17 protein-coding genes are annotated in these 18,643 nt (G+C 68.1%); 15 read left to right on the forward strand and 2 right to left on the reverse strand.

What is annotated here, in order from left to right:
• The first annotated feature begins 205 nt into the window (after positions 1–205).
• From AB0M15_RS37420 to AB0M15_RS37480, 13 genes are all read left to right on the forward strand, one after another.
• A complete protein-coding gene (locus tag AB0M15_RS37420) occupies positions 206–445 on the forward strand; it encodes a hypothetical protein (RefSeq protein WP_363830246.1) in 240 nt (79 codons plus the stop codon).
• Positions 442–1,464 (forward strand): phosphate ABC transporter permease subunit PstC, encoded by a 1,023-nt coding sequence (gene pstC, locus AB0M15_RS37425; protein WP_363830249.1) that lies wholly within the window; start codon positions 442–444, stop codon positions 1,462–1,464. Before AB0M15_RS37420 ends, pstC begins: the two co-directional genes overlap by 4 nt.
• A gap of 1 nt (position 1,465) precedes the next feature.
• Entirely contained in the window at positions 1,466–2,569 is a 1,104-nt protein-coding gene (gene pstA, locus AB0M15_RS37430; RefSeq protein WP_363830252.1) for a phosphate ABC transporter permease PstA, read from the forward strand.
• A 23-nt stretch (positions 2,570–2,592) separates the two neighbouring features.
• Positions 2,593–4,344 carry a phosphate ABC transporter substrate-binding protein PstS gene (locus tag AB0M15_RS37435; protein WP_363830256.1) on the forward strand — a complete coding sequence of 584 codons (1,752 nt, stop codon included), beginning with the start codon at positions 2,593–2,595 and terminating at the stop codon, positions 4,342–4,344.
• Complete coding sequence (locus tag AB0M15_RS37440; protein WP_363830259.1) at positions 4,341–5,216, forward strand: sortase; 876 nt, start codon at positions 4,341–4,343, stop codon at positions 5,214–5,216. Before AB0M15_RS37435 ends, AB0M15_RS37440 begins: the two co-directional genes overlap by 4 nt.
• A 163-nt stretch (positions 5,217–5,379) precedes the next feature.
• Positions 5,380–7,101 carry a PPC domain-containing protein gene (locus AB0M15_RS37445; protein WP_363830262.1) on the forward strand — a complete coding sequence of 574 codons (1,722 nt, stop codon included), beginning with the start codon at positions 5,380–5,382 and terminating at the stop codon, positions 7,099–7,101.
• Between the two features lie 10 nt (positions 7,102–7,111).
• Entirely contained in the window at positions 7,112–7,861 is a 750-nt protein-coding gene (locus AB0M15_RS37450; protein WP_363830265.1) for a lytic murein transglycosylase, read from the forward strand.
• Between the two features lie 132 nt (positions 7,862–7,993).
• Positions 7,994–8,302, forward strand: coding sequence for a hypothetical protein (locus AB0M15_RS37455; RefSeq protein WP_363830268.1), 309 nt, complete (start codon positions 7,994–7,996; stop codon positions 8,300–8,302).
• 78 nt (positions 8,303–8,380) lie between these two features.
• Complete coding sequence (locus AB0M15_RS37460) at positions 8,381–9,388, forward strand: substrate-binding domain-containing protein (RefSeq protein WP_363830271.1); 1,008 nt, start codon at positions 8,381–8,383, stop codon at positions 9,386–9,388.
• 160 nt (positions 9,389–9,548) lie between these two features.
• Positions 9,549–12,215 carry a hypothetical protein gene (locus tag AB0M15_RS37465; protein WP_363830274.1) on the forward strand — a complete coding sequence of 889 codons (2,667 nt, stop codon included), beginning with the start codon at positions 9,549–9,551 and terminating at the stop codon, positions 12,213–12,215.
• A gap of 54 nt (positions 12,216–12,269) precedes the next feature.
• Entirely contained in the window at positions 12,270–13,115 is an 846-nt protein-coding gene (locus AB0M15_RS37470) for a phosphate ABC transporter ATP-binding protein (protein ID WP_363830277.1), read from the forward strand.
• Positions 13,112–14,371 (forward strand): lytic transglycosylase domain-containing protein, encoded by a 1,260-nt coding sequence (locus AB0M15_RS37475; RefSeq protein WP_363830281.1) that lies wholly within the window; start codon positions 13,112–13,114, stop codon positions 14,369–14,371. Before AB0M15_RS37470 ends, AB0M15_RS37475 begins: the two co-directional genes overlap by 4 nt.
• A gap of 105 nt (positions 14,372–14,476) precedes the next feature.
• On the forward strand, positions 14,477–14,707 hold the full coding sequence (locus AB0M15_RS37480; protein WP_363830284.1) for a hypothetical protein: 231 nt from the start codon (positions 14,477–14,479) through the stop codon (positions 14,705–14,707).
• Here AB0M15_RS37480 and AB0M15_RS37485 read toward each other — a convergent pair.
• The gene (locus tag AB0M15_RS37485) at positions 14,704–15,531 is read right to left on the reverse strand and encodes an NAD(P)H-binding protein (protein WP_363830287.1); all 828 of its coding nucleotides are present in this window, start codon (positions 15,529–15,531) and stop codon (positions 14,704–14,706) included. The two genes, AB0M15_RS37480 and AB0M15_RS37485, sit on opposite strands and share 4 nt — an antisense overlap.
• Positions 15,528–16,238, reverse strand: a complete 711-nt coding sequence (locus tag AB0M15_RS37490; RefSeq protein WP_363830291.1) for a 3-keto-5-aminohexanoate cleavage protein — start codon at positions 16,236–16,238, stop codon at positions 15,528–15,530. The genes AB0M15_RS37485 and AB0M15_RS37490 overlap by 4 nt, the downstream gene beginning before the upstream one ends.
• An 81-nt stretch (positions 16,239–16,319) precedes the next feature.
• Between AB0M15_RS37490 and AB0M15_RS37495 the strand changes: the two genes are divergently transcribed.
• Complete coding sequence (locus tag AB0M15_RS37495; RefSeq protein WP_363830294.1) at positions 16,320–17,195, forward strand: methyltransferase domain-containing protein; 876 nt, start codon at positions 16,320–16,322, stop codon at positions 17,193–17,195.
• Complete coding sequence (locus AB0M15_RS37500) at positions 17,192–18,328, forward strand: lipase family protein (protein ID WP_363830297.1); 1,137 nt, start codon at positions 17,192–17,194, stop codon at positions 18,326–18,328. Before AB0M15_RS37495 ends, AB0M15_RS37500 begins: the two co-directional genes overlap by 4 nt.
• The last annotated feature ends 315 nt before the right edge of the window (positions 18,329–18,643 follow it).

Raw genomic sequence — 18,643 nt, forward strand, 5'->3', positions numbered from 1 at the left:
CTGTTCATTCACCGCTTCGGCGTGGTTCACCACACGTTGTCTCCGGACGGTGACTCTCCAGATCTGATCTGTCTGGGGGAGAGAGCAGAAGGGGAGAAGGGTGGGGGTGCGGATGCAGTTCCTCGAGAGTCCGCGAGGGGGTGATCGCGGGTGGCGGCTGCTGTCGGGGAACAACCGGCCGCTCGCCATGGGGCGCACTACAACGATGTCGCCGCGGGACGAGCTGGCGGCGGTACGGCGGCTGGTCCGGGAGTCGGAACCGAAGCTTCGGCGTGACGCGGAGGGGCGTTGGCGCTGGGAGCTCAGCACGGACGGCGGCCCGGACGTGCGCTGTCCAGGGGTGTTCGCCCGCAGGATCGACGCACGCCGGGCATTCCATCGTTTGACCCAGGCGGTCGAAGAAGCCGAGATCACCATGGCCGGCCACCGCGAGCCCACCCGATGACCACCGCAACTCCGCCGCCCGGCGACATCCCAACCATCGCCGGGCCGCCGGCTCCGCGGCGCCTTCGCTCTTCGTTGGCCCCGTCCGACTTGATCTTCCGGTGGATCGCCCGGGGTGGCGGTGGGCTGGTGCTGCTGATCACCGGCGGGATCGGAATCTTCCTTGCGTACCAGGCGAAACCGACCCTGCAGACCTACGGCTGGAAATTCTTCACCGAGCAGGCCTGGAATCCCGAGGCGAACCAGATCGGCGTCGCCGCCGTCCTGTTCGGCACCATCGTGATCGCCACCATCGCGATCCTGATCTCGTTCCCGGTCGCCCTCGCGACCGCGCTGTTCATCACCGAATGGGCGCCGAAAGGCCTGAAGAAGTCGCTGGTCGCGCTGGTCGACCTGATGGTCGCCGTGCCCTCGATCGTCTACGGCCTGTGGGGCTTCTTCCTGCTCCAGCCGCGGATCATCCACCTGTCCCGCTGGATCACCGACTGGTTCGGCTGGATCCCGGTCTTCAAGGTCGACACCGACCCGGACGCGGCGATCTTCGACGGCGCGACCTACGCGTCATCGGCGTTCATCGCCGGTGTCGTCGTCGCGATGATGGTGATGCCGATCGCCTGCGCGGTGATGCGCGAGGTCTTCGACCAGACCCCGATGGGCGAACGCGAGGCCGCGCTGGCCCTCGGCTCGACCAGCTGGGGCGTCGTCCGCGCCGTGGTACTCCCGTTCGGCCGCGGCGGCATCATCGGCGGCACCATGCTCGGCCTCGGCCGCGCGCTCGGCGAGACGATCGCGGTGGTGATGATCGTGTCGCCGCTGTTCGAGATCAACTGGCACGTCCTGCAGTCCGGCTCGATCACCATCTCGTCGATGATCGCGCTCCGGTACGGCGAGGCGTCCGGTTCCCAGCTCAACGCGCTGATGGCCGCCGGCCTGGTGCTGTTCGTCATCACCCTGATCGTCAACCTGGTCGCGGGCTTCGTCGTCTCCCGCAGCCGCAGCGGCGCCGGAACGGAGATCTGACGTGACCGCCACCATCGACCGGCCCGCGGCAACCGAAGTACAGGCCGAGGTGCGACCACAGCCCGAGCGACGCAGGCTCCGGGTGGTCGACATCGAGGATCGCGCCTGCCTGCTGGGCTCGGTGGTCGCTGGACTCAGTCTGACCTGGGTGCTGTACGACCGCATCCTGCCGACCGAGGGAACGCTCGGCTTCATCGTCTGCTGGTGGCTGTCGTTCACCGGCTTCTACGCCCTGATCACCGGCCTGCGCCGCGGCCGCGTCGTGCTGGCCGACCGCTTCGCCGTGATCATCGCGCACAGCGCCGCCGGCCTGGTCGGGATCGCGCTGACCAGCGTCGTCGGTTACACCTTGATCCGCGGCAGCAAGGCCTTGGTGCACTGGAACTTCTTCACCCAAGACCTTAGTACTGCAGGCCCGCTGGAACCGTTGTCGACGGGTGGCGCCCTCCATGCGCTGGCCGGCACGCTGATCCAGATCTCGATGGCGATCGCGGTCACCCTGCCACTCGGCGTCCTGTGTGCTGTCTACCTGACCGAGGTCGGCGGCCGCGCCTCGAAGCTCGTCCGCTCGGTGGTCGAGGCGATGACCGCGCTGCCCTCGATCGTGGCCGGCTTGTTCGCGTACGTCGTACTGCTGATCGGACTCGGCTTCCGCCTCTCCGGCTTCGTCGCCGCGATGGCGTTGTCGGTGATGATGCTGCCGATCATCGCCCGCTCCGCCGAGGTCGTACTGCGCCTGGTCCCGAGCGGATTGCGCGAAGCCTCCCTGGCGCTGGGCGCGACCCAGTGGCGCACGGTCTGGTCGGTCGTCCTGCCGACTGCGCGCCCCGGTCTCGCGACCGCGCTGGTGCTCGGCACGGCCCGTGGCATCGGTGAGACCTCACCTGTCCTGCTGACCGCCGGCTTCACGACGTACCTGAATCTGAATCCGTTCTCCGGTCCCATGACCTCGCTGCCGTTGTTCACCTTCAAGATGTCGCAATCGCCCGAGGACAACTACATCAGCCGAGCCTTCGGAGCCGCCGCCCTGCTGCTCCTGCTCGTCCTGCTGCTGTTCGCCTTCTCCCGCTGGATGGCCGGCCGTGGCCGGTCCGGAACCCGCTGATCCACCTCTGAGAGGACACACTCATGCGACGACCGACCCTCCGCGCCGGGAGTCGGCTCCGCAAGCTCGGGGCACTTGTGCTCGCATCGCTGCTGACCTGCGCGGCAGCGCTTGCCGGTACTGCGCCCGCCAACGCCGGCAGCACCGCCTATGCCCCCATCTACGGCACCGGCTCCACCTGGTCGCAGAACGCGCTCGACCAGTGGATCCGCGATGTCGAGCCGCTCGGCATGCGAGTCGAGTACGGCGGTGGCGGCTCGTCGCGCGGCCGGCTCGACTACGCCAACAAGCTGGTCGACTTCGCGATCAGCGAGATCCCGTACCAGGGCAAGGATCCGTTCACCGGCAACCTCGACACGTCCGCCGGGCGGCCGTACGCGTACATGCCGATCGTGGCCGGTGGTACGGCGTTCATGTACCAGATCAAGGTCGCCGGCAAGCTCTACCGCGACCTGCGACTGTCCGGCGACACGATCACCAAGATCTTCACCGGCAAGATCACCAACTGGAACGACCCGCAGGTGACCCGGGACAACAACGGCAAGGCGCTGCCGAACAAGAAGGTCATCCCGGTGGTGCGCTCGGACGGCTCGGGCACGACGGCCCAGTTCACGCTCTGGATGAACACCCAGCACAAGGCCGTCTGGGACAGCTTCTGCCAGTCGACACAGGGCCGCAGATGCGGCCAGACCTCGTACTACCCGACGACGAACTTCCCCGCGGTGAAGGCCCAGGGTGGCTCGAGCCAGATGGCGGGCTACATCTCGGCGAACTACGCCGACGGCGCGATCGGGTACGTCGAGTACTCGTACGCGCTGGGCAAGGACTACCCGGTCGCGAAGGTCGAGAACGCGGCGGGCTACTACACGCTGCCGACGGCGTACAACACGGCTGTCGCTTTGACCCGGGCGCAGATCGAGACCAAGCCGGGCCTGCTGTACCTGACCCAGAAGCTCACCGGCGTGTACAACCACACCGACCCGCGGACGTACCCGCTGTCGTCGTACTCGTACATGATCCTGCCGACCTCGAACCTGAGTGCCGACAAGGGCCAGACGCTGGCCGACTTCGCGTCGTACTTCCTCTGCAAGGGACAGCAGAAGGCAGCGCCGCTGGGCTACTCGCCGCTGCCGCTGAACCTGGTGCAGTCCGCGTTCGGGCAGGTGGCCAAGATCCCGGGCAGCCCGTCGACGTCGACCGACATCAAGAAGTGCGGCAACCCGACCTTCGACGGCAAGAACCTGAACCGCAACGTCCTCGCCGAGGTCGCGCCGCAGCCGCTGCCGTGCGACAAGGACGGTGCCGGGCCGGCTCAGAACGGCGTCTGCGTGAACGCGCCTGCCAACCCGAACAACCCCGGCGGGCAGAACACCACCAACCCGAACAGCCCTGGGCAGAACAACAACAACGGGAACAACAACAACGGGAACAACACCAACAACCCAGGCAGCAATAACAACAACGGCAACACGAACAATCCCGGGCAGACCAACAACAACACCAACAACCCGGGGATCGATCCGAGCACCGGCCAGCCGACGCCGGGCGCACCGAAGACGTCGATCGACCCGGAGACCGGCCAGGTCATCCAGGCGGGCGGCACCAACAACGGCGCGTATGAGCCGACCGGCAGCGTCACGGAGCTGAACTCCAACCGGGGCGGCGGCAACATGCTGCGCAATCTCGGGTTGCTGACCGCTGCCGAAGTACTGCTGTTGCTGCTGATCCCGACGATCGTCTCGCGTTACCTGCAGAAGAAGCGGGCAGGCAATTGACCACCATCAGCCTGCAGGCCCGGGCCCGGGCTCGGGTCAAGAACGAGATCGAGCTCCGGCCGCAACTCGTCTCCGACGCGTTGCGGTTGTTCGCGCTGGGGATCGCGGCCTTCCTGATCTACGTTCTGATGCTCGGTGCGTTGCAGTACAACCGGGCGCAGGACGTGGCGTACGACAAGATCCGCGGTGAGCTCGCCGAGGCGACCGCGCCGCTGGGTCCTGGGGTGGTACCTGGTGATCCGGTTGCAGTCCTGGACATTCCGGGGCTGGGCATTCGTCAGGTGATCAAGGAAGGAACCACCGGCGCGATTCTGCAGGACGGGCCGGGGCATCGGTCGGACACTGCATTGCCTGGGCAGGCTGGGGTTTCGGTGATCTACGGGCGGGGGCTGACCTTCGGAGCGCCCTTCCGTTCGGTGCCGAAGCTGGCCGCCGGTTCGCGGATCGACGTCGTGACCGGCCAGGGGCAGTTCGGGTACCGCGTGATCGGCGTACGGCGGGCCGGCGATCCGCTGCCGGCCGCACCTGCGAACGGTGCTTCGCGGCTGACGCTGGTCACCGCCGAAGGCACTCCGTTGCCGTCAGCAACGGTCTATCTGGATGCGGAGTTGTTCGAGGGGCAGGTGCAGCCCGATCCGGGGCAGCGGATCTCGCGGGTGCCGCAGAGTCAGCAGGCGTTGGGGACCGACCTTTCCGGCGTACTCCCGTTGGTGCTCTGGCTGGAGGCGCTGATCGTGGCGGTCGCGGCGATCGTGTGGTTCCGCAGCCGGGTCGGGAAATGGGAGTCGTACCTGCTCGGCGCGCCGATCGTTCTCGCCTTGCTGTGGCGGGTGTTCGAACAGGTGGCAGGACTGTTGCCGAATCTTGTTTAACTGGTCATTCCCATTGTCTGAACAACCTTGTTTTCAAGGCTTCTACGACTGTTTCCTCTCTAGCATTTGGAACGGGTTTGCTGGGGGCGGACCCGCTCGGGGGTGGTGCCGGCCGTGCGCAATTCCGTTCGCGGCCGTTGAGCTTTCTGGGAGGAAACTCAGCATGAACCCAAGGATCAGGCGCACGCTGCTGGCCACGTCGGCAGTCGTCGTCGCGGTCGCCGTCTCGGTGCAGGGCGCCTCCGCGTCCACGACGAGCGGATTGAACTACCACGAGAACGAGGCGGCCACCGCGGCCGGCCAGAACGACACCGTTGCCAAGCAGCAGAACCTGGGCGCGCTCGGTACCGGCTACGGCAAGACCGGCACGGCTACCGTGCACGGCACGCTGTCCCCGGCTCCGGTCGCGATCGCCGCCGGTGACGAGGACAACGGCTCGATCCCGCTCGCCACGGCGACCGGCATCGGCACCGGCGGCCGCAAGGCGATCACCGCCACCGGCCAGCTCGGCGACGGCCCGCACGGCGTCCTCGGCGACAAGACCGGTGACTTCGACTTCTACAAGGTGACCGGCGTCGCGGGGCAGACGCTGACCGTCAGCACCGACGGCTCGCTGGCCAGCACGAACACGGTCGTCGCCGTCTACAACGCGGCCGGTCAACTGCTGGCCTCGGACGACGACGGTGGCTTCGGACTGCAGGGCAAGCTCGCGTACCGGCTCACTGCTGGTGGCGACTACTACGTCCTGGTGACCGGCAAGAGCGCCGTGAACGACTTCCCGGCCGACCCGAACAACTCGGCGAGCGGGCCCGGTGACCCGGACACGGGTGCGTACCAGGTTTTGATCGCGGCTGCCCCGGTCGACAAGGACTACTACGGCGTCTACCTGAACAAGGGCGACGTACTCGGTGGGAGCCTGGCCGACTCCGGCAAGCGGCTCACCGTGATCCAGCCGAACAACAGCGTCGCGATCAGTACCGACCTCAGCGCCACCTTCTCGGTGCCGGCCGTGTCGCCGCTGCCGCGTGGTGACGTCGACTTCTCCTACGTTGCGGGCAAGGCCGGTTGGTACACCGTGACCGTCACCGACGGCTTCGGCGCGTACGACCTCAACCTCGTCACCTCGCGTCCGGGCACGCAGACCGACCCGGTCGGGCCGCAGACGTTCTTCCTGGACTTCAACGGTGGCGAGGTCGACACCGCGCCGCTCGGGGGTACCGGTGTCAGCCAGCTGTCCGGGCTGTCGACCTTCCTGCCCAGCTGGGGCCTGACCGCCGCCGACGAGTCGGCCGTGATCAGCAAGGTCGTCGCGGTCGTCAAGGAGAACGTCAAGACCGACCTGATCAACAAGGGCCTCAACCCCAACGTCGCGGTCAACCTCAAGAACAGCCGTGACGACGCCGACACCTTCGGCGCCGCGAACGTCTCGCGGGTCGTCGTCGGCGGTACGCCGGCCGAGTCCGGCCTCGGCACCATCGGTACGTCGCAGTCGGTCGACCCGGGCAACTTCGCGCACGAGGAGACCGCGCTGGTACAGCTCGATCTCGTCTCGCAGCCGGACGGACCGTACAGCTTCAACTCCTACCTCACCCCGGCGAGCAACCGGGTCGCGTTCGTCGGCCAGGCGCTCGGCAACCTGGTGTCGCGCGAGATCGGCCACCTGGTCGGCAACTTCGACACCGACCCCGACAACGCCGTCACTGACCTGATGGATGCCGATGGCAACTTCCCCGCGTTCTTCGGCGTCGGCACGGACGGCATCGGCGGTACCGCGGACGACAAGGACGTCGACTTCGGCAAGGACGCGTACTCCCCGGCCACCGGCCTGACCGGCACCCAGGACACCCTGAACACCGCCGCCTGGGGCCTCAGCAAGCCTTGCTGACCCTGCCATCGTGAGAAGCAGAGCGGTGCTGATCGGCGTCATCGCCGTTCTCCTCATCGCGGTGACCTTCGCAGTGGTGGTGCGCCCGAACCCCGGGCGCACCACCACCGACGCTCTCGTGGTCTCGGGTGGAGTGCCCCCGGACCCACCTCCACCGGTACCTCTGCCCGCCGCCGGTCCGCAGCTGAAAGCGGACACCTGGGGCGCTGCCGGCCGCTATCGCTCCTGGGCGAATCGTCTGAGCAGCAAGGTCTCCATCGAGCCACGCGCCCTTGCCGCCTATGCGCTGGGCGAGACGTACGGCTCCTGCGGCCTGAGCTGGGTGACCCTCGCCGCGATCGGCTCAGTCGAGTCGGCCCACGGTCGCTTCAACGGCGCGACTCTCGCCGCTGACGGCACGAGCAGCCCCGCGATCATCGGGCCGCCCCTCGACGGCAGGCCCGGCGTACAAGCGATTGCTGACACCGACGGCGGCCAGTACGACGGCGATACCCGCTGGGACAGAGCTGTCGGCCCGATGCAGTTCTTGCCAAGTACCTGGCGACGCTGGGCCGTAGACGCGGACAACGACGGCGTAGCCCGCCCCCACGACCTCGACGACGCCGCAGCCACTGCCGCGACCTACCTCTGCGCCTCAACCCAGACGATGACCACCGCCACCGGCTGGTGGACCGCTATCACCACCTACAACCACTCCGCCGAATACGCCCACAACGTCCTAACCCACTCAAACCAATACGCCCAAACCAGCCTCAATTAACCCCAGTCCGCGCCTCCAGCTCGCAACGCCTGCTCCGCTTCGCTACGCCGGCTGCATCGCGGCGGCTCGGGGCGCCTGCTCCGCTGCGCTCCGCGGGCGCCTTCGCCGAAAAGCATGGTGGTCGCCCTGGGCGTGAAGCTGCTGGTGGCAAAGGCGGACGGCTCGCAACGCCTGCTCCGCTTCGCTACGCCGGCTGCATCGCAGCAGCTCGCAACCCCTCCGCCGGCAGCATCGGGTGTGGATGAAACCGGCGGCTCACGTGTTGGCGAGGACAGCATTGGTGTCCGAGCCCACCAAAAACAAGCCCGCATTTCTTCTCATCCGGGCGTTTGTTTTTTTCTTGTGGGGTTGGGGTTTGGGAAAGTGGCGCCGTTTTTGGCTAGCCGCGAGGCCATGTGTGGTTCATCTGGCGGCCGGGCCACGGTGGCGTTGCCACGATGAATTGGACTCGTTGCCGTCAGACGCGGCACCGCGGTCCTCCAGATCGCGTAAACGCAGGTGAGGAAGGAAACTCCCGAGATGCGTTTCACCCGTACCGTCCGTACCGCCGCCATCGCCGCTGCCGCGGTCGCGCTGGTCGCCACCTCCGCCCTGTCGGCTTCCGCTGACCCCTCGTTCGCTCCGGACGCCGACGACGTCGTGCAGGTCGGCTCGGACACCTCCGAGTTCGTGCTGAACGACCTGTCGGCGCTGTACAACAGCAAGACCCCGACCCCGGCCCGCCGGATGGCGTCGTTCAACGCGACCGGCACCGCCAACATCACCATCCGTCCGGGCGTCACGATTCCCCGGCCGAACGGCTCCGGCGCCGGCATCACCGCGCTGTGCGGCAGCACGAACATCGACGTCGCCCGCTCGTCGCGTCCCAAGGGTGCTTCGGACTGCGCCGACTCGCGCTTCCTGAAGTTCGCCACCGACCAGCTCCGCTGGGCCGCCAACACCAGCACCAGCTCGGTCACCTCGCTGACCGACGCCCAGCTGACCGGCATCTACAACTGCACGATCACCGACTGGAACACGATCAACCCGGCCATCCCGGTCGGCACCACGATCAAGCCGCTGATCCCGCAGATCAACTCCGGTACCCGGAACTTCTGGGCCACCCAGGTCGGCATCAGCGCCACCACGCTGCCGTCCTGCGTCAAGGACGTCTACGCCGGTGCGCCGATCCAGGAGCACGACCCGGCCCCGCTGACCGGTACCGCCAACTCGATCGCCCCGTTCTCGGTCGGTCGCTACGGCCTGCTCACTCCCGCCCAGAAGACCGGCAACTACCTCGGTGCCATCCCGGCCCCGGATTCGGCTGCCTACGACCGCACCCTGTACCAGGTCGTCAAGGCCGTCGGCGGCGTGATCCCGTCGTACCTGTCGGCCCTGTTCGGCAACGGCTCCGGCACCACCTCCACCGGCGGCGTGCCGTTCATCTGCACCCGCTCCGACACGAACCCGGCCACCACCACGGCCGGCGACATCATCAAGGCGAACGGCTTCCTCGAGCTCGCCCTCGGCCAGTGCGGCCGCGTCTGACCTCGTAGTCCGAACACCCAGTGGGCCGGGGACCAGTTCCCCGGCCCACTGCCGTTCGATCGGTTCATGTCCAGTTCACCCCGTCGAGGGGTCCGGGCACCGGGGCCCGGCGACGATCGACTGTGTCGTCCGCCCGGACGCTGAACATCTGGAGGTCAACGTGAGGCTGATCCGCCGCCGACGCAGCAGGGGAGCTGCGCTCGTCCTGGTCGCGATCATGGTCGCCCTGTCCGGGAGCTCGGCACTGGCTGCCCCGCCTCGCGAAACCGGGACGCGGGCCGTCGTCGCGGCCGACGACCCGGAGACTCCACCGGCACCGGTTGACGAAGCCGTGGTGGCGGATCCGTCGAGTACGAAGGTGACGCTGACCCGCGGCAACACCACCGTCTCGGTATCGCGGACCGGGGGCCTGACCCGGCAGATGCTGAACGTCTCCTGGACCGGCATGACGCCGAGCATCACCACCCTGCCGACGACCTTCCCGGTCGCCGTCATGCAGTGCCGGGGCTTCGCGCCGAAGCGGGAAGACTGCTGGATGAGCGACCAGAACGGGAACTGGCCCGGCCTCTACCGGGCCAGCAGCTATGCCCCGAAGGAGACCTCGCCGTGGCAGCTGTTCCCCGGCAACGAGACCGGCACCGTCTACACCCTTCCGTTCCGGAAGAAGGACGGGACGTACCACACCGCTCACAACCCAGAACTCGAGCCGGACGTCGTCGGGTGGATGGGAGTCGGGCTCGCGGACGCGCTGCCGACGTCCACCATCGACGACTACACCCCCGGTACGGCCAACCAGCGGATCGGGATCACCCGGCCGGACGGTACCGGCGAGGTACAGACCTGGGCGAACACCAAGGCCGAGAACGCATCGCTGGGTTGCACGCAGAACGTGCCCTGTTCGCTGGTCGTCGTACCGATCACCCAGCACCCGTGTCTGCCGATCAGTGTCATCGGCGAGACCGAGCGTGCCTATTGCGACGCCGACGCGGAGTTCAAGACCGACGCGCAGGTGAACTACTGGCCGCTGCTGGCGAACTGGTACCAGCGTTACGTCTTCAAGTTGTCGTTCGCGCCGCCCGGGTCGCTGTGCCTGGATCGCAGCGACTCGGCCAAGTTCATCGGGTCCGAGTTGATGGCCGAGGCGATGCGTCGCTGGGTGCCCGCCCGCTGCGCGAAGTCCAGCCCGTCGAGCCTCGACTTCACCCGCGGCTGGGAGCCCGAAGCACGTCGGCAGCTCAGCCAGACCGATCCGCTCGCCGCTTCCGGCTACGAGTCCGACAGCGCGATCGTGACCGAGCCGTCGGCTACGGACGAGCGAGTGGCCGAGAAACGCAAGCCCGGCTACGCGCCGGTCGGTATCTCCGGCTTCGCGATCGGCTTCAACTGGGACCGGTCGGAGGCGGTCGGTGGTGGACAGGTTCCGGAGATCAAGCTGAACCAGCGGCTGGTGGCCAAACTGCTGACCCAGTCGTATCCGGGGAAGTACCGCGTCGGCGGTACCGACCCGGTGAATCCGAACGCGGGCAGCAATCCGTCGAACCTGCTCAACGATCCCGAGTTCCAGCAGCTGAACCCGGACGCCGTGAACTGGGCCGGGCTGACCAACCCGCTAGGCACCCAGATGGTTCTCCCGCCGTTCAAGACCGACGTCATGCTGGCGCTGACCCGATGGATCTGGGCCGATCCCGCCGCCCGTGCCTTTGTGCAGGGCAAGGCCGATCAGTGGGGGATGACGGTCAACAAGACCTACAAGGGCTGGCAGATGCCGCGCGACGACTACCAGCTCAACGACGGCTGGAAGCTGCCGGACGGCCAGGGCGTCTACTCGTTCTTCGCTCCGCAGGAGTTGTGGTCGCAGGCGTCGAACTCCTGGTCGCAGGCGGCCGACGTGCTGATGACCGCATGGCCGTTGAGCCAGGCGCCGTCGCAGCCGACCACCGGTGGCCCGATCGTGCCGAAGCGGGAACTGGCCCAGAACACCGGCTTCCGCAACCTGCTCGCGTTGACGAGCACCTCGGAGCTGGAGAAGTCCGGTATGTCCAGCGTCAAGCTGCAGAACTCGGCAGGCGAGTTCGTCGCGCCGAGCACCGACAGCATGTCGTACGCGCTGGACGGGGCGATCGCCGACAAGGCGACCGGCGTCTGGCGGATCGACCCGGCCAAGATGGACAAGCGCGGCTATCCAGGCACGATGATCAGCTACGCCGAAGTACCGACCGCGACGCTGAAGCCCACCGAGGCGACCCGGTACGCCGACACGCTCCAGTGGATGGCGGACAAGGGACAGCTCTACGGGCAGGAGAACGGTGAGCTGCCGGCCGGATATCTCGCGCTGACCGGCCCGATGCAGGACCAGGCGGCAGCCGTCGCCCTGGCGGTGCGGAATCAGACCGGGAAGCCGCCGGTACCGCCGGACGACCCGGTGCCGAACCCGCCCACCACACCGGCGACGAGTCCGCCGCAGTCGCAGGCGCCGAACCAGAACGGCAACAACAACCAGCCGACGGCGCCCAGCAACAACACCGACAACCCGAGCAACGACAACAGCACCCAGCCGACGCCGACCAACGCGCCGACCACGCCTGGCGCTCCGACGACGAATCCGACCAAGGCGCCGCCGCTGGCCAGCGGCAGCATCAAGCCGGTTTCGCAAGCTACGCAAGGGGAATCGCTGGGCTGGCTGGCCTGGGGGATCCCGGCCCTGCTCGTCGCCGGGCTCGCGGCCGGCGTCGCTTCGCCGGGGATCCGGATCATCGCGCAGCCAGATCATCCGGTACGCCGCGGCCTGGCCGGGCTCTTCGCCAGGGGCCGCCGTCGCAACCTCTGACGACGCCCGGCCGCATCCGCCTGTGAGAAGTACAAGCTCGGAAGGAACTCCTAGATGACTTCGGTACTGCCAGCCGTCCCCACCGCCGCGAACGACGAGACCACTGTCCTGCCACCTGTCAGTGGCGGCAGTGTGCTCGAGAGCGATCGGGTGGCCGCCTGGTTCGGCAGTCACAAGGTGCTCGAGGACATCTCGCTGCGGATGGACTCCGGTCAGGTCACTGCCCTGATCGGCCCGTCCGGCTGTGGCAAGTCGACCTTCCTGCGCATCCTCAACCGGATGCATGAGCTGGTACCGAGCGCGTCGTTGGCCGGCCGCGTGCTGCTGGACGAGGAGGACATCTACGAGCCGCAGCGGCGGATCACCGACACCCGGAAGCGGATCGGCATGGTCTTCCAGAAGCCGAACCCGTTCCCCGCGATGAGCATCGCGGAGAACGTCACCGCCGGCCTCAAGCTGACCGGCACCCGGGTGCAGGGCAACGCGCGCACGACGCTGATCGAGGAGTGCCTGACCAAGGCCGGCCTCTGGAAAGAGGTCAAGGACCGGCTCGGCCAGCCCGGTGGCGCGCTGTCGGGTGGTCAGCAGCAGCGGCTGTGCATCGCCAGGTCGCTCGCTGTCCGGCCCGACGTCCTGCTGATGGACGAGCCGTGCTCGGCGCTCGACCCGACCTCCACCCGGCGGATCGAGGAGACGATCCACGACCTGCGCCGGGAGGTGACGATCGTGATCGTCACGCACAACATGCAGCAGGCGGCCCGGGTGTCCCAGACCTGTGCGTTCTTCCTGGCCGAGCAGGGCACGCCCGGGGTGATCGTCGAATCGGGGCCGACGGCAATGATCTTCTCGAACCCGGTGGACTCGCGAACGGCCGACTACGTGGAGGGCCGGTTCGGATGAAGAAGTTCACCGCGGGGGACGCCTGGCGGATCAAGGTCATCGCGGGCTGGGCGTGCGTCGCGCCGGTCGGCGCGATGGTGCTGGTCATCGCGCTCGGCGGCGAAGGAGCGGCCAACCAGTTCGTCGTCGACGCCCGGGCGATCGGGCCGCGCCCGGACTCCGTCTTCGACGACCTGGCCGCTCAGTTGCCGAGCGGGACCGGAGTCGACGGCAGCATCCCCACCGAGCAGCCGTCGCAGATCCAGGTACCGGTCACCGGTACTACGGAAGGCCAACCAGCCGTACCCCCTGCTGCTGTAGTCGGCAACACCTCAGGGATCCCGGGCACCGTGCTTGCGGCGTACCAGAAGGCGGCCAACGACCTGGCTATGGCCGTGCCGGGTTGCGGCATCACCTGGCCGCTGCTGGCCGGGATCGGCAAGGTGGAGTCGGCTCACGCGAGCGGCGGCCGCGTCGACGCGAACGGCTTGACCCGCGGCAAGATCCTCGGCCCGGTGCTCGATGGCGGTCCCGGGATGGCGGCGATCGCGGACACCGATCAGGGTCTGTACGACGGTGACTCGCACTGGGACCGTGCCGTCGGGCCGATGCAGTTCATCCCGGGCACCTGGAAGTCATTCGGTGCCGATGGCAACGGTGATGGCGTCAAGGATCCGCACAACGTCTTCGATGCGGCCCGGGCGGCGGGGGACTACCTCTGCGCCGGCGGGGCGAACCTGAAGGACCCGCAGGGGCTCGTCCAGGCCGTACTGCGCTACAACCACTCGATGGACTACGTCTCGACGGTACTGCGCTGGATGCAGACCTACAGTCAGTCCGCCGTCACCGTGCCGGACACCGAAGGCGTGATCCCGCCGCCGGCCACCACACAGACGGACGAGGTGAACCCTCCGCCCACGACGACACTGCCGCCGCCGACGGCACCGGTGAAGGTCCCACTGCCGACCACGACGGTCAAGCCGCCCTTGGTGCCGACGCCGGTCGATCCGCCGACGGCGCCGGTCGTACCGCCGAGCAGCAAGCCGCCGGTCGTCGGACCGACCAAGAAGCCGACCTCGGCCCCGCCCAAGTTCCCCGACCCACAGGTACCGCCGCGCACCACGTCGAGCCCGACAGCCACGCCGACGCCGACCCCGACGCCGGAGCCGACCCCCACGCCGACGCCCGAGCCGACGGACACGCCAACGCCGACTCCGGAGCCGCCCGCAGGCACGCCAGATCCGCAAACACCCGGTGATACCCCGGCAAATCCCTAGCGAAAGGTAGCGAACCGAATACTTTCCGCAATCCTAAGGCTTGCGCGACGGAAAAGTGGCGCCGACCATTTGCGTGCTCAGCGAAAGTAAGAGCACGCTAGGGGTATGACGAAGCCGGCCACGCTTGGTGCCGAGAGCTCCGCCCCTTCCGTTGCGCACTACCCGCATTCCAGAGACGACTGCGCCGAGTGCCACGGCCACGACGCCGACGTGATCGCGCGCTGGCCCAACCACGAGGTGCGCTGGTGCCATCGCTGTACCGGCGTCGCGCTCGCCCTGGTCGTCAACCAGGGCTACGAGGTGACCGTCAGTTCACTCGACCGCGTCGTGACCTAGCCGAACAACGCCGCGTTCTCCCGGGCCCACTCCTGCAGCGTCCGGGGAGCATGCCCCGTCACCTGCTCGACGGTGTCCGTCACGGTCGTCTCGTCGATGATCCCGTCGCGATAGAACGACTCGATCGCCTCCGCGTACTTCGCCGGCATCGACCCGAACACCTCGTCATGCGTCTCGGCTGCACTCACCTCGTACGCCTGCAAGGGCCGCCCGATCGCCTCGGCCACGATCGCCAGCTGCTCGGCCGGCTTCAGCGCCACCGGCCCACTCAGCCGGTACGCCGCTCCCGCGTGCCCGTCCTTCGTCAGCGCGGTGACCGCGGCGTCGGCGATGTCGTCCGGGTGGATCGTCGAGATCGGCACGTCGGGGAACTGCAGCCGGACGACGTCACCCGCCTGGAGTTGGGGGAGCCAGCGCAGCGTGTTCGACATGAACGCGTTCGGCCGCAGGAACGTCCACTCCAGCCCCGACTGCTCGACGGCGGCCTCGGCCTCGGCGTGGTACTCCGCGATCGCGTTGTCCGTTCGCGTCCCGACGATCGAGCTACTCGACAGCAGGGCGGCCCGGCGTACGCCGGCCTGTACTGCGTTCGCCAGCAACTCCTTCATCCGGTCGTACCCAGCGAGCAGGAACAGCCCGCTGACGCCGTCGAGCGCGTCGGCGAAGGTGTCCGGCCGGTTGAGATCGCCGACCACTGCCTCGACTCCGGCCGGCAACTCGACCGGCTTGCGCACGAGCGCCTTCGCCGGGATGCCCTGCGCAGCCAGTGCACGCACGACCGCTCCACCCGCATTGCCCGTCGCGCCGGTTACCAGGATCGTCATCGGTTCTCCCTCAGGTAGCTGACCAGTTGTCCGTTGTCGGTGACGCTCTCTCCACTCGGGCCGGTCAGCATGTCCTCGAAGCCGGCGCGCAGTCCGTACCCCTGCCGGCGCGCCCACTCCAGTACCGGCCAAGCCCACTCGCCTTCGCCATGCACCACCAGTTCGACCCCGGTCGGCAGGACGTCGAGCACGGCCTGGGCGGCCGCGATTCCATCCGTACCGGGCGAGATTCCCGGTAGTGCCTCGACGAGTACGCGGACGACCGGTCCGCGCCAGCTCAGGAACTTCCGGGCCGCGTCCGGCGTGAAGAGCCCGGCCTCGACCCCGATCCCTCGCTCGAGCAGCAGTCTGGCGATCTGCTCGGCACCTTCCTCGTGCCAGTTGACGCTCGCGAAATCCGGCCCGGCGTCCCACTCACCGAGCAAGGCCAGCCGGGTGTCGAGGTCCGGCTCGATCTCCTCCCGGGTCGACACCCCCAGCGGCAGCTCAGGACACCAATCCCGTACTGCGGCCACGGCCGGCCCCACATCGGACCAGCGCAAGCTCTCCCGCCCCTGCGCATCGCGCGGGTGGAAATGCACCGCGTCGGCACCGGCCTTCGCAGCGTCGTACGCGGACTGCGCGAGCTCCGCGGGAGTCAACGGCACACCAGGGTGATCGGCGCGCGAGCGGTCGCCGTTCAAGCAGCACTTCAAGATCGCATCCATCCCCGACCACAGTGCCAGACAAAGGGGTGATCCCGAACCCGATTCCCGGCGTACTGGAGCACTGATGGAAAGGAAATCAGCATGACCCTCCAGATCGATCCGGCGAATGCCGATCAACTGCAGGCCTGGGACACCGCCGAGGGCGTGTTCTGGGCCGAAGAAGCCAACCTCTTCGAGCACGCCCTGCACCGCTACGACGACGCACTGTTGGACCTGGCTGCCATCCGCGACGGCGACCAAGTGCTAGACCTCGGCTGCGGCACCGGCAGCATCACCGAGGCCGCCGCACGGTTGGCGGGCTCTGGTACTGCGCTCGGCGTCGACCTCTCGTCGCCGATGCTCGCGATCGCCTCGCAGTCGGCGGCTGAACCTCGCAATGCGGCCGGGCCTCGCAATGCGGCCGGGCCTCGCAACCTGGCCTATCTGCAGGCCGACGCCCAGGTCTACCCGTTCCCGGACGCCGAGTTCGACGTCGTACTGAGCCGGACCGGGACGATGTTCTTCGCCGACCAGGTCGCCGCCTTCACCAACATCGGTCGCGCGACGCGGCCGGGTGGACGACTCGCCTTGCTCAGTTGGCGATCCGCACCGGAGAACGAATGGTTCGCGGCCTTCACGACAGCGCTGGCGGCCGGACGTGAGTTGCCGTCGCCGCCACCGGGTGCGCCCGGACCGTTCGCGCAGGCCGATCCGTTGATGGTCGCCCGCGATCTGAAGGCGGCCGGGTTCGCCGAGCCGACCTTCGAGGCGGTTGACGAGCCGATGTACTTCGGCCGCGATGCTCCCACCGCCGAGCGGTTCGTGCTCGGCGTCCTGGGGTGGTTGCTCGTCGGCCTCGACGACGAGACGCGCACGGACGCGCTGGCCGCGTTGCGTGCGGATCTGCAAGCTCATCAAACCGCCGAGGGTGTCGCCTATGCGTCCTCGGCCTGGCTGATCGGAAGTACCAAGGAATGAATCTCCAACCCGGACGGCTGCTGCGTATCGCCGGCGCCGTCTTGCTGTCCGCCGTAGTGGTCGCCGGCCTGGCATCGACCGCTGACGCGCACGTGAAGCCGGGCAAGGTGGTGAGGATCGAGCAGTTGCCCGACAGCTTGAAGCTGCCGGGGGCGGCGAAGGCCCAACGGCTGCACTACACCTCGACCGGCTTCGACGGTCGCCCGACTGTTGTTTCGGGCGCGCTGTTCGTGCCGCCGGGCAAGGCGCCCAAGGGTGGCTGGCCGGTGCTCAGCTGGGCGCACGGCACAGTCGGTATCGCCGACAACTGCGCGAACTCGGTCAGCGGCCGATCGCAACGCGACATCGACTACCTGACCAGCTGGCTCGCCGCCGGCTACGCCATCGTCGCCTCCGACTACGAAGGCTTCGGTACGCCGGGCACGCACCCCTACCTCAACGGCAAGTCCGAGGCCTACGGGCTGATCGACGTCGTCCGCGCCGGCCGTCAAGCGGACAAGTCCCTCGGCCGCAAGTGGATCGCATCCGGCCAGTCGCAGGGTGCGCAGGCCGTACTCTTCGCAGGAACGCTGGAAGACAAGTACGCACCGGAACTGGACTACCGCGGCACGATCTCCACGGCGCCGATCTCCCAATGGCAAATGACCTTCGACGCCGTCCGACCCTTCACCCCGGACACCCCTGCGAACCCGTTCATCATCCTCATCCTGGCCGGCACAAAGGCCTCCCACCCACACACCTTCGACCCCGATCGGTACCTGACCGCCTTCGGCAAATCCCTGTACGAGAAGGCGATCACCACCGACTGCTACACAGCCATCGCCCAGCTGGCGGCGGGCAAGAAGAGCCAGGACCTCTACGACGTCACCACCGAGGAGGCGACCCAGCTCCTCGAACTGCTGGTAGCGGACGCCGAGATCCCGATCAAACACCACGACCGCCCGATCCTCCTGGCCCAGGGTACGTCCGACACCGTCGTCTACGCGGCTGCCACCACGGTGACGGCCGACAAACTACAGGCCAAGGGCAACAACCTCACCTACAAGATCTACCCGGGCATCGACCACAACGGCGTAATGGCCGCCGCCAAACCCGAAATCCTCGCCTGGGCCGCCGCCCGCTTCCAGCCCTAGCCGGCACCGGCACAGCCAGCACCCCGGCACAGCCAGCACCCCGCACAGCCGGCACCCCGGCACAGCCAGCCCCCGCACAGCCAGCACTCCGCACAGCCGGCACCCCGGCACAGCCAGCCCCCGCACAGCCAGCACTCCGGCACAGCCGGCACCCCGGCACAGCCAGCCCCCGGCACCCCGGCACCCCGGCACAGCCAGCACCCCGCACAGCCAGCACTCCGCACAGCCGGCACCCCGGCACAGCCAGCCCCCGGCACCCCGGCACCCCGGCACAGCCAGCACCCCGCACAGCCAGCACCCCGCACAGCCGGCACC

The sequence above is a fragment of the Kribbella sp. NPDC051718 genome, from assembly GCF_040681515.1.
Classification (GTDB): domain Bacteria; phylum Actinomycetota; class Actinomycetes; order Propionibacteriales; family Kribbellaceae; genus Kribbella.

Coding starts and splice junctions, on each gene's coding strand:
- AB0M15_RS37420 (WP_363830246.1), top strand. CDS start 206: ATGTCGCCGCGGGACGAGCTGGCGGCGGTACGGCGGCTGGTCCGGGAG.
- AB0M15_RS37460 (WP_363830271.1), top strand. CDS start 8,381: ATGCGTTTCACCCGTACCGTCCGTACCGCCGCCATCGCCGCTGCCGCG.
- AB0M15_RS37480 (WP_363830284.1), top strand. CDS start 14,477: ATGACGAAGCCGGCCACGCTTGGTGCCGAGAGCTCCGCCCCTTCCGTT.
- AB0M15_RS37475 (WP_363830281.1), top strand. CDS start 13,112: ATGAAGAAGTTCACCGCGGGGGACGCCTGGCGGATCAAGGTCATCGCG.
- AB0M15_RS37470 (WP_363830277.1), top strand. CDS start 12,270: ATGACTTCGGTACTGCCAGCCGTCCCCACCGCCGCGAACGACGAGACC.
- pstC (WP_363830249.1), top strand. CDS start 442: ATGACCACCGCAACTCCGCCGCCCGGCGACATCCCAACCATCGCCGGG.
- AB0M15_RS37485 (WP_363830287.1), bottom strand. CDS start 15,531: ATGACGATCCTGGTAACCGGCGCGACGGGCAATGCGGGTGGAGCGGTC.
- AB0M15_RS37495 (WP_363830294.1), top strand. CDS start 16,320: ATGACCCTCCAGATCGATCCGGCGAATGCCGATCAACTGCAGGCCTGG.
- AB0M15_RS37435 (WP_363830256.1), top strand. CDS start 2,593: ATGCGACGACCGACCCTCCGCGCCGGGAGTCGGCTCCGCAAGCTCGGG.
- AB0M15_RS37500 (WP_363830297.1), top strand. CDS start 17,192: ATGAATCTCCAACCCGGACGGCTGCTGCGTATCGCCGGCGCCGTCTTG.
- AB0M15_RS37445 (WP_363830262.1), top strand. CDS start 5,380: ATGAACCCAAGGATCAGGCGCACGCTGCTGGCCACGTCGGCAGTCGTC.
- AB0M15_RS37490 (WP_363830291.1), bottom strand. CDS start 16,238: ATGGATGCGATCTTGAAGTGCTGCTTGAACGGCGACCGCTCGCGCGCC.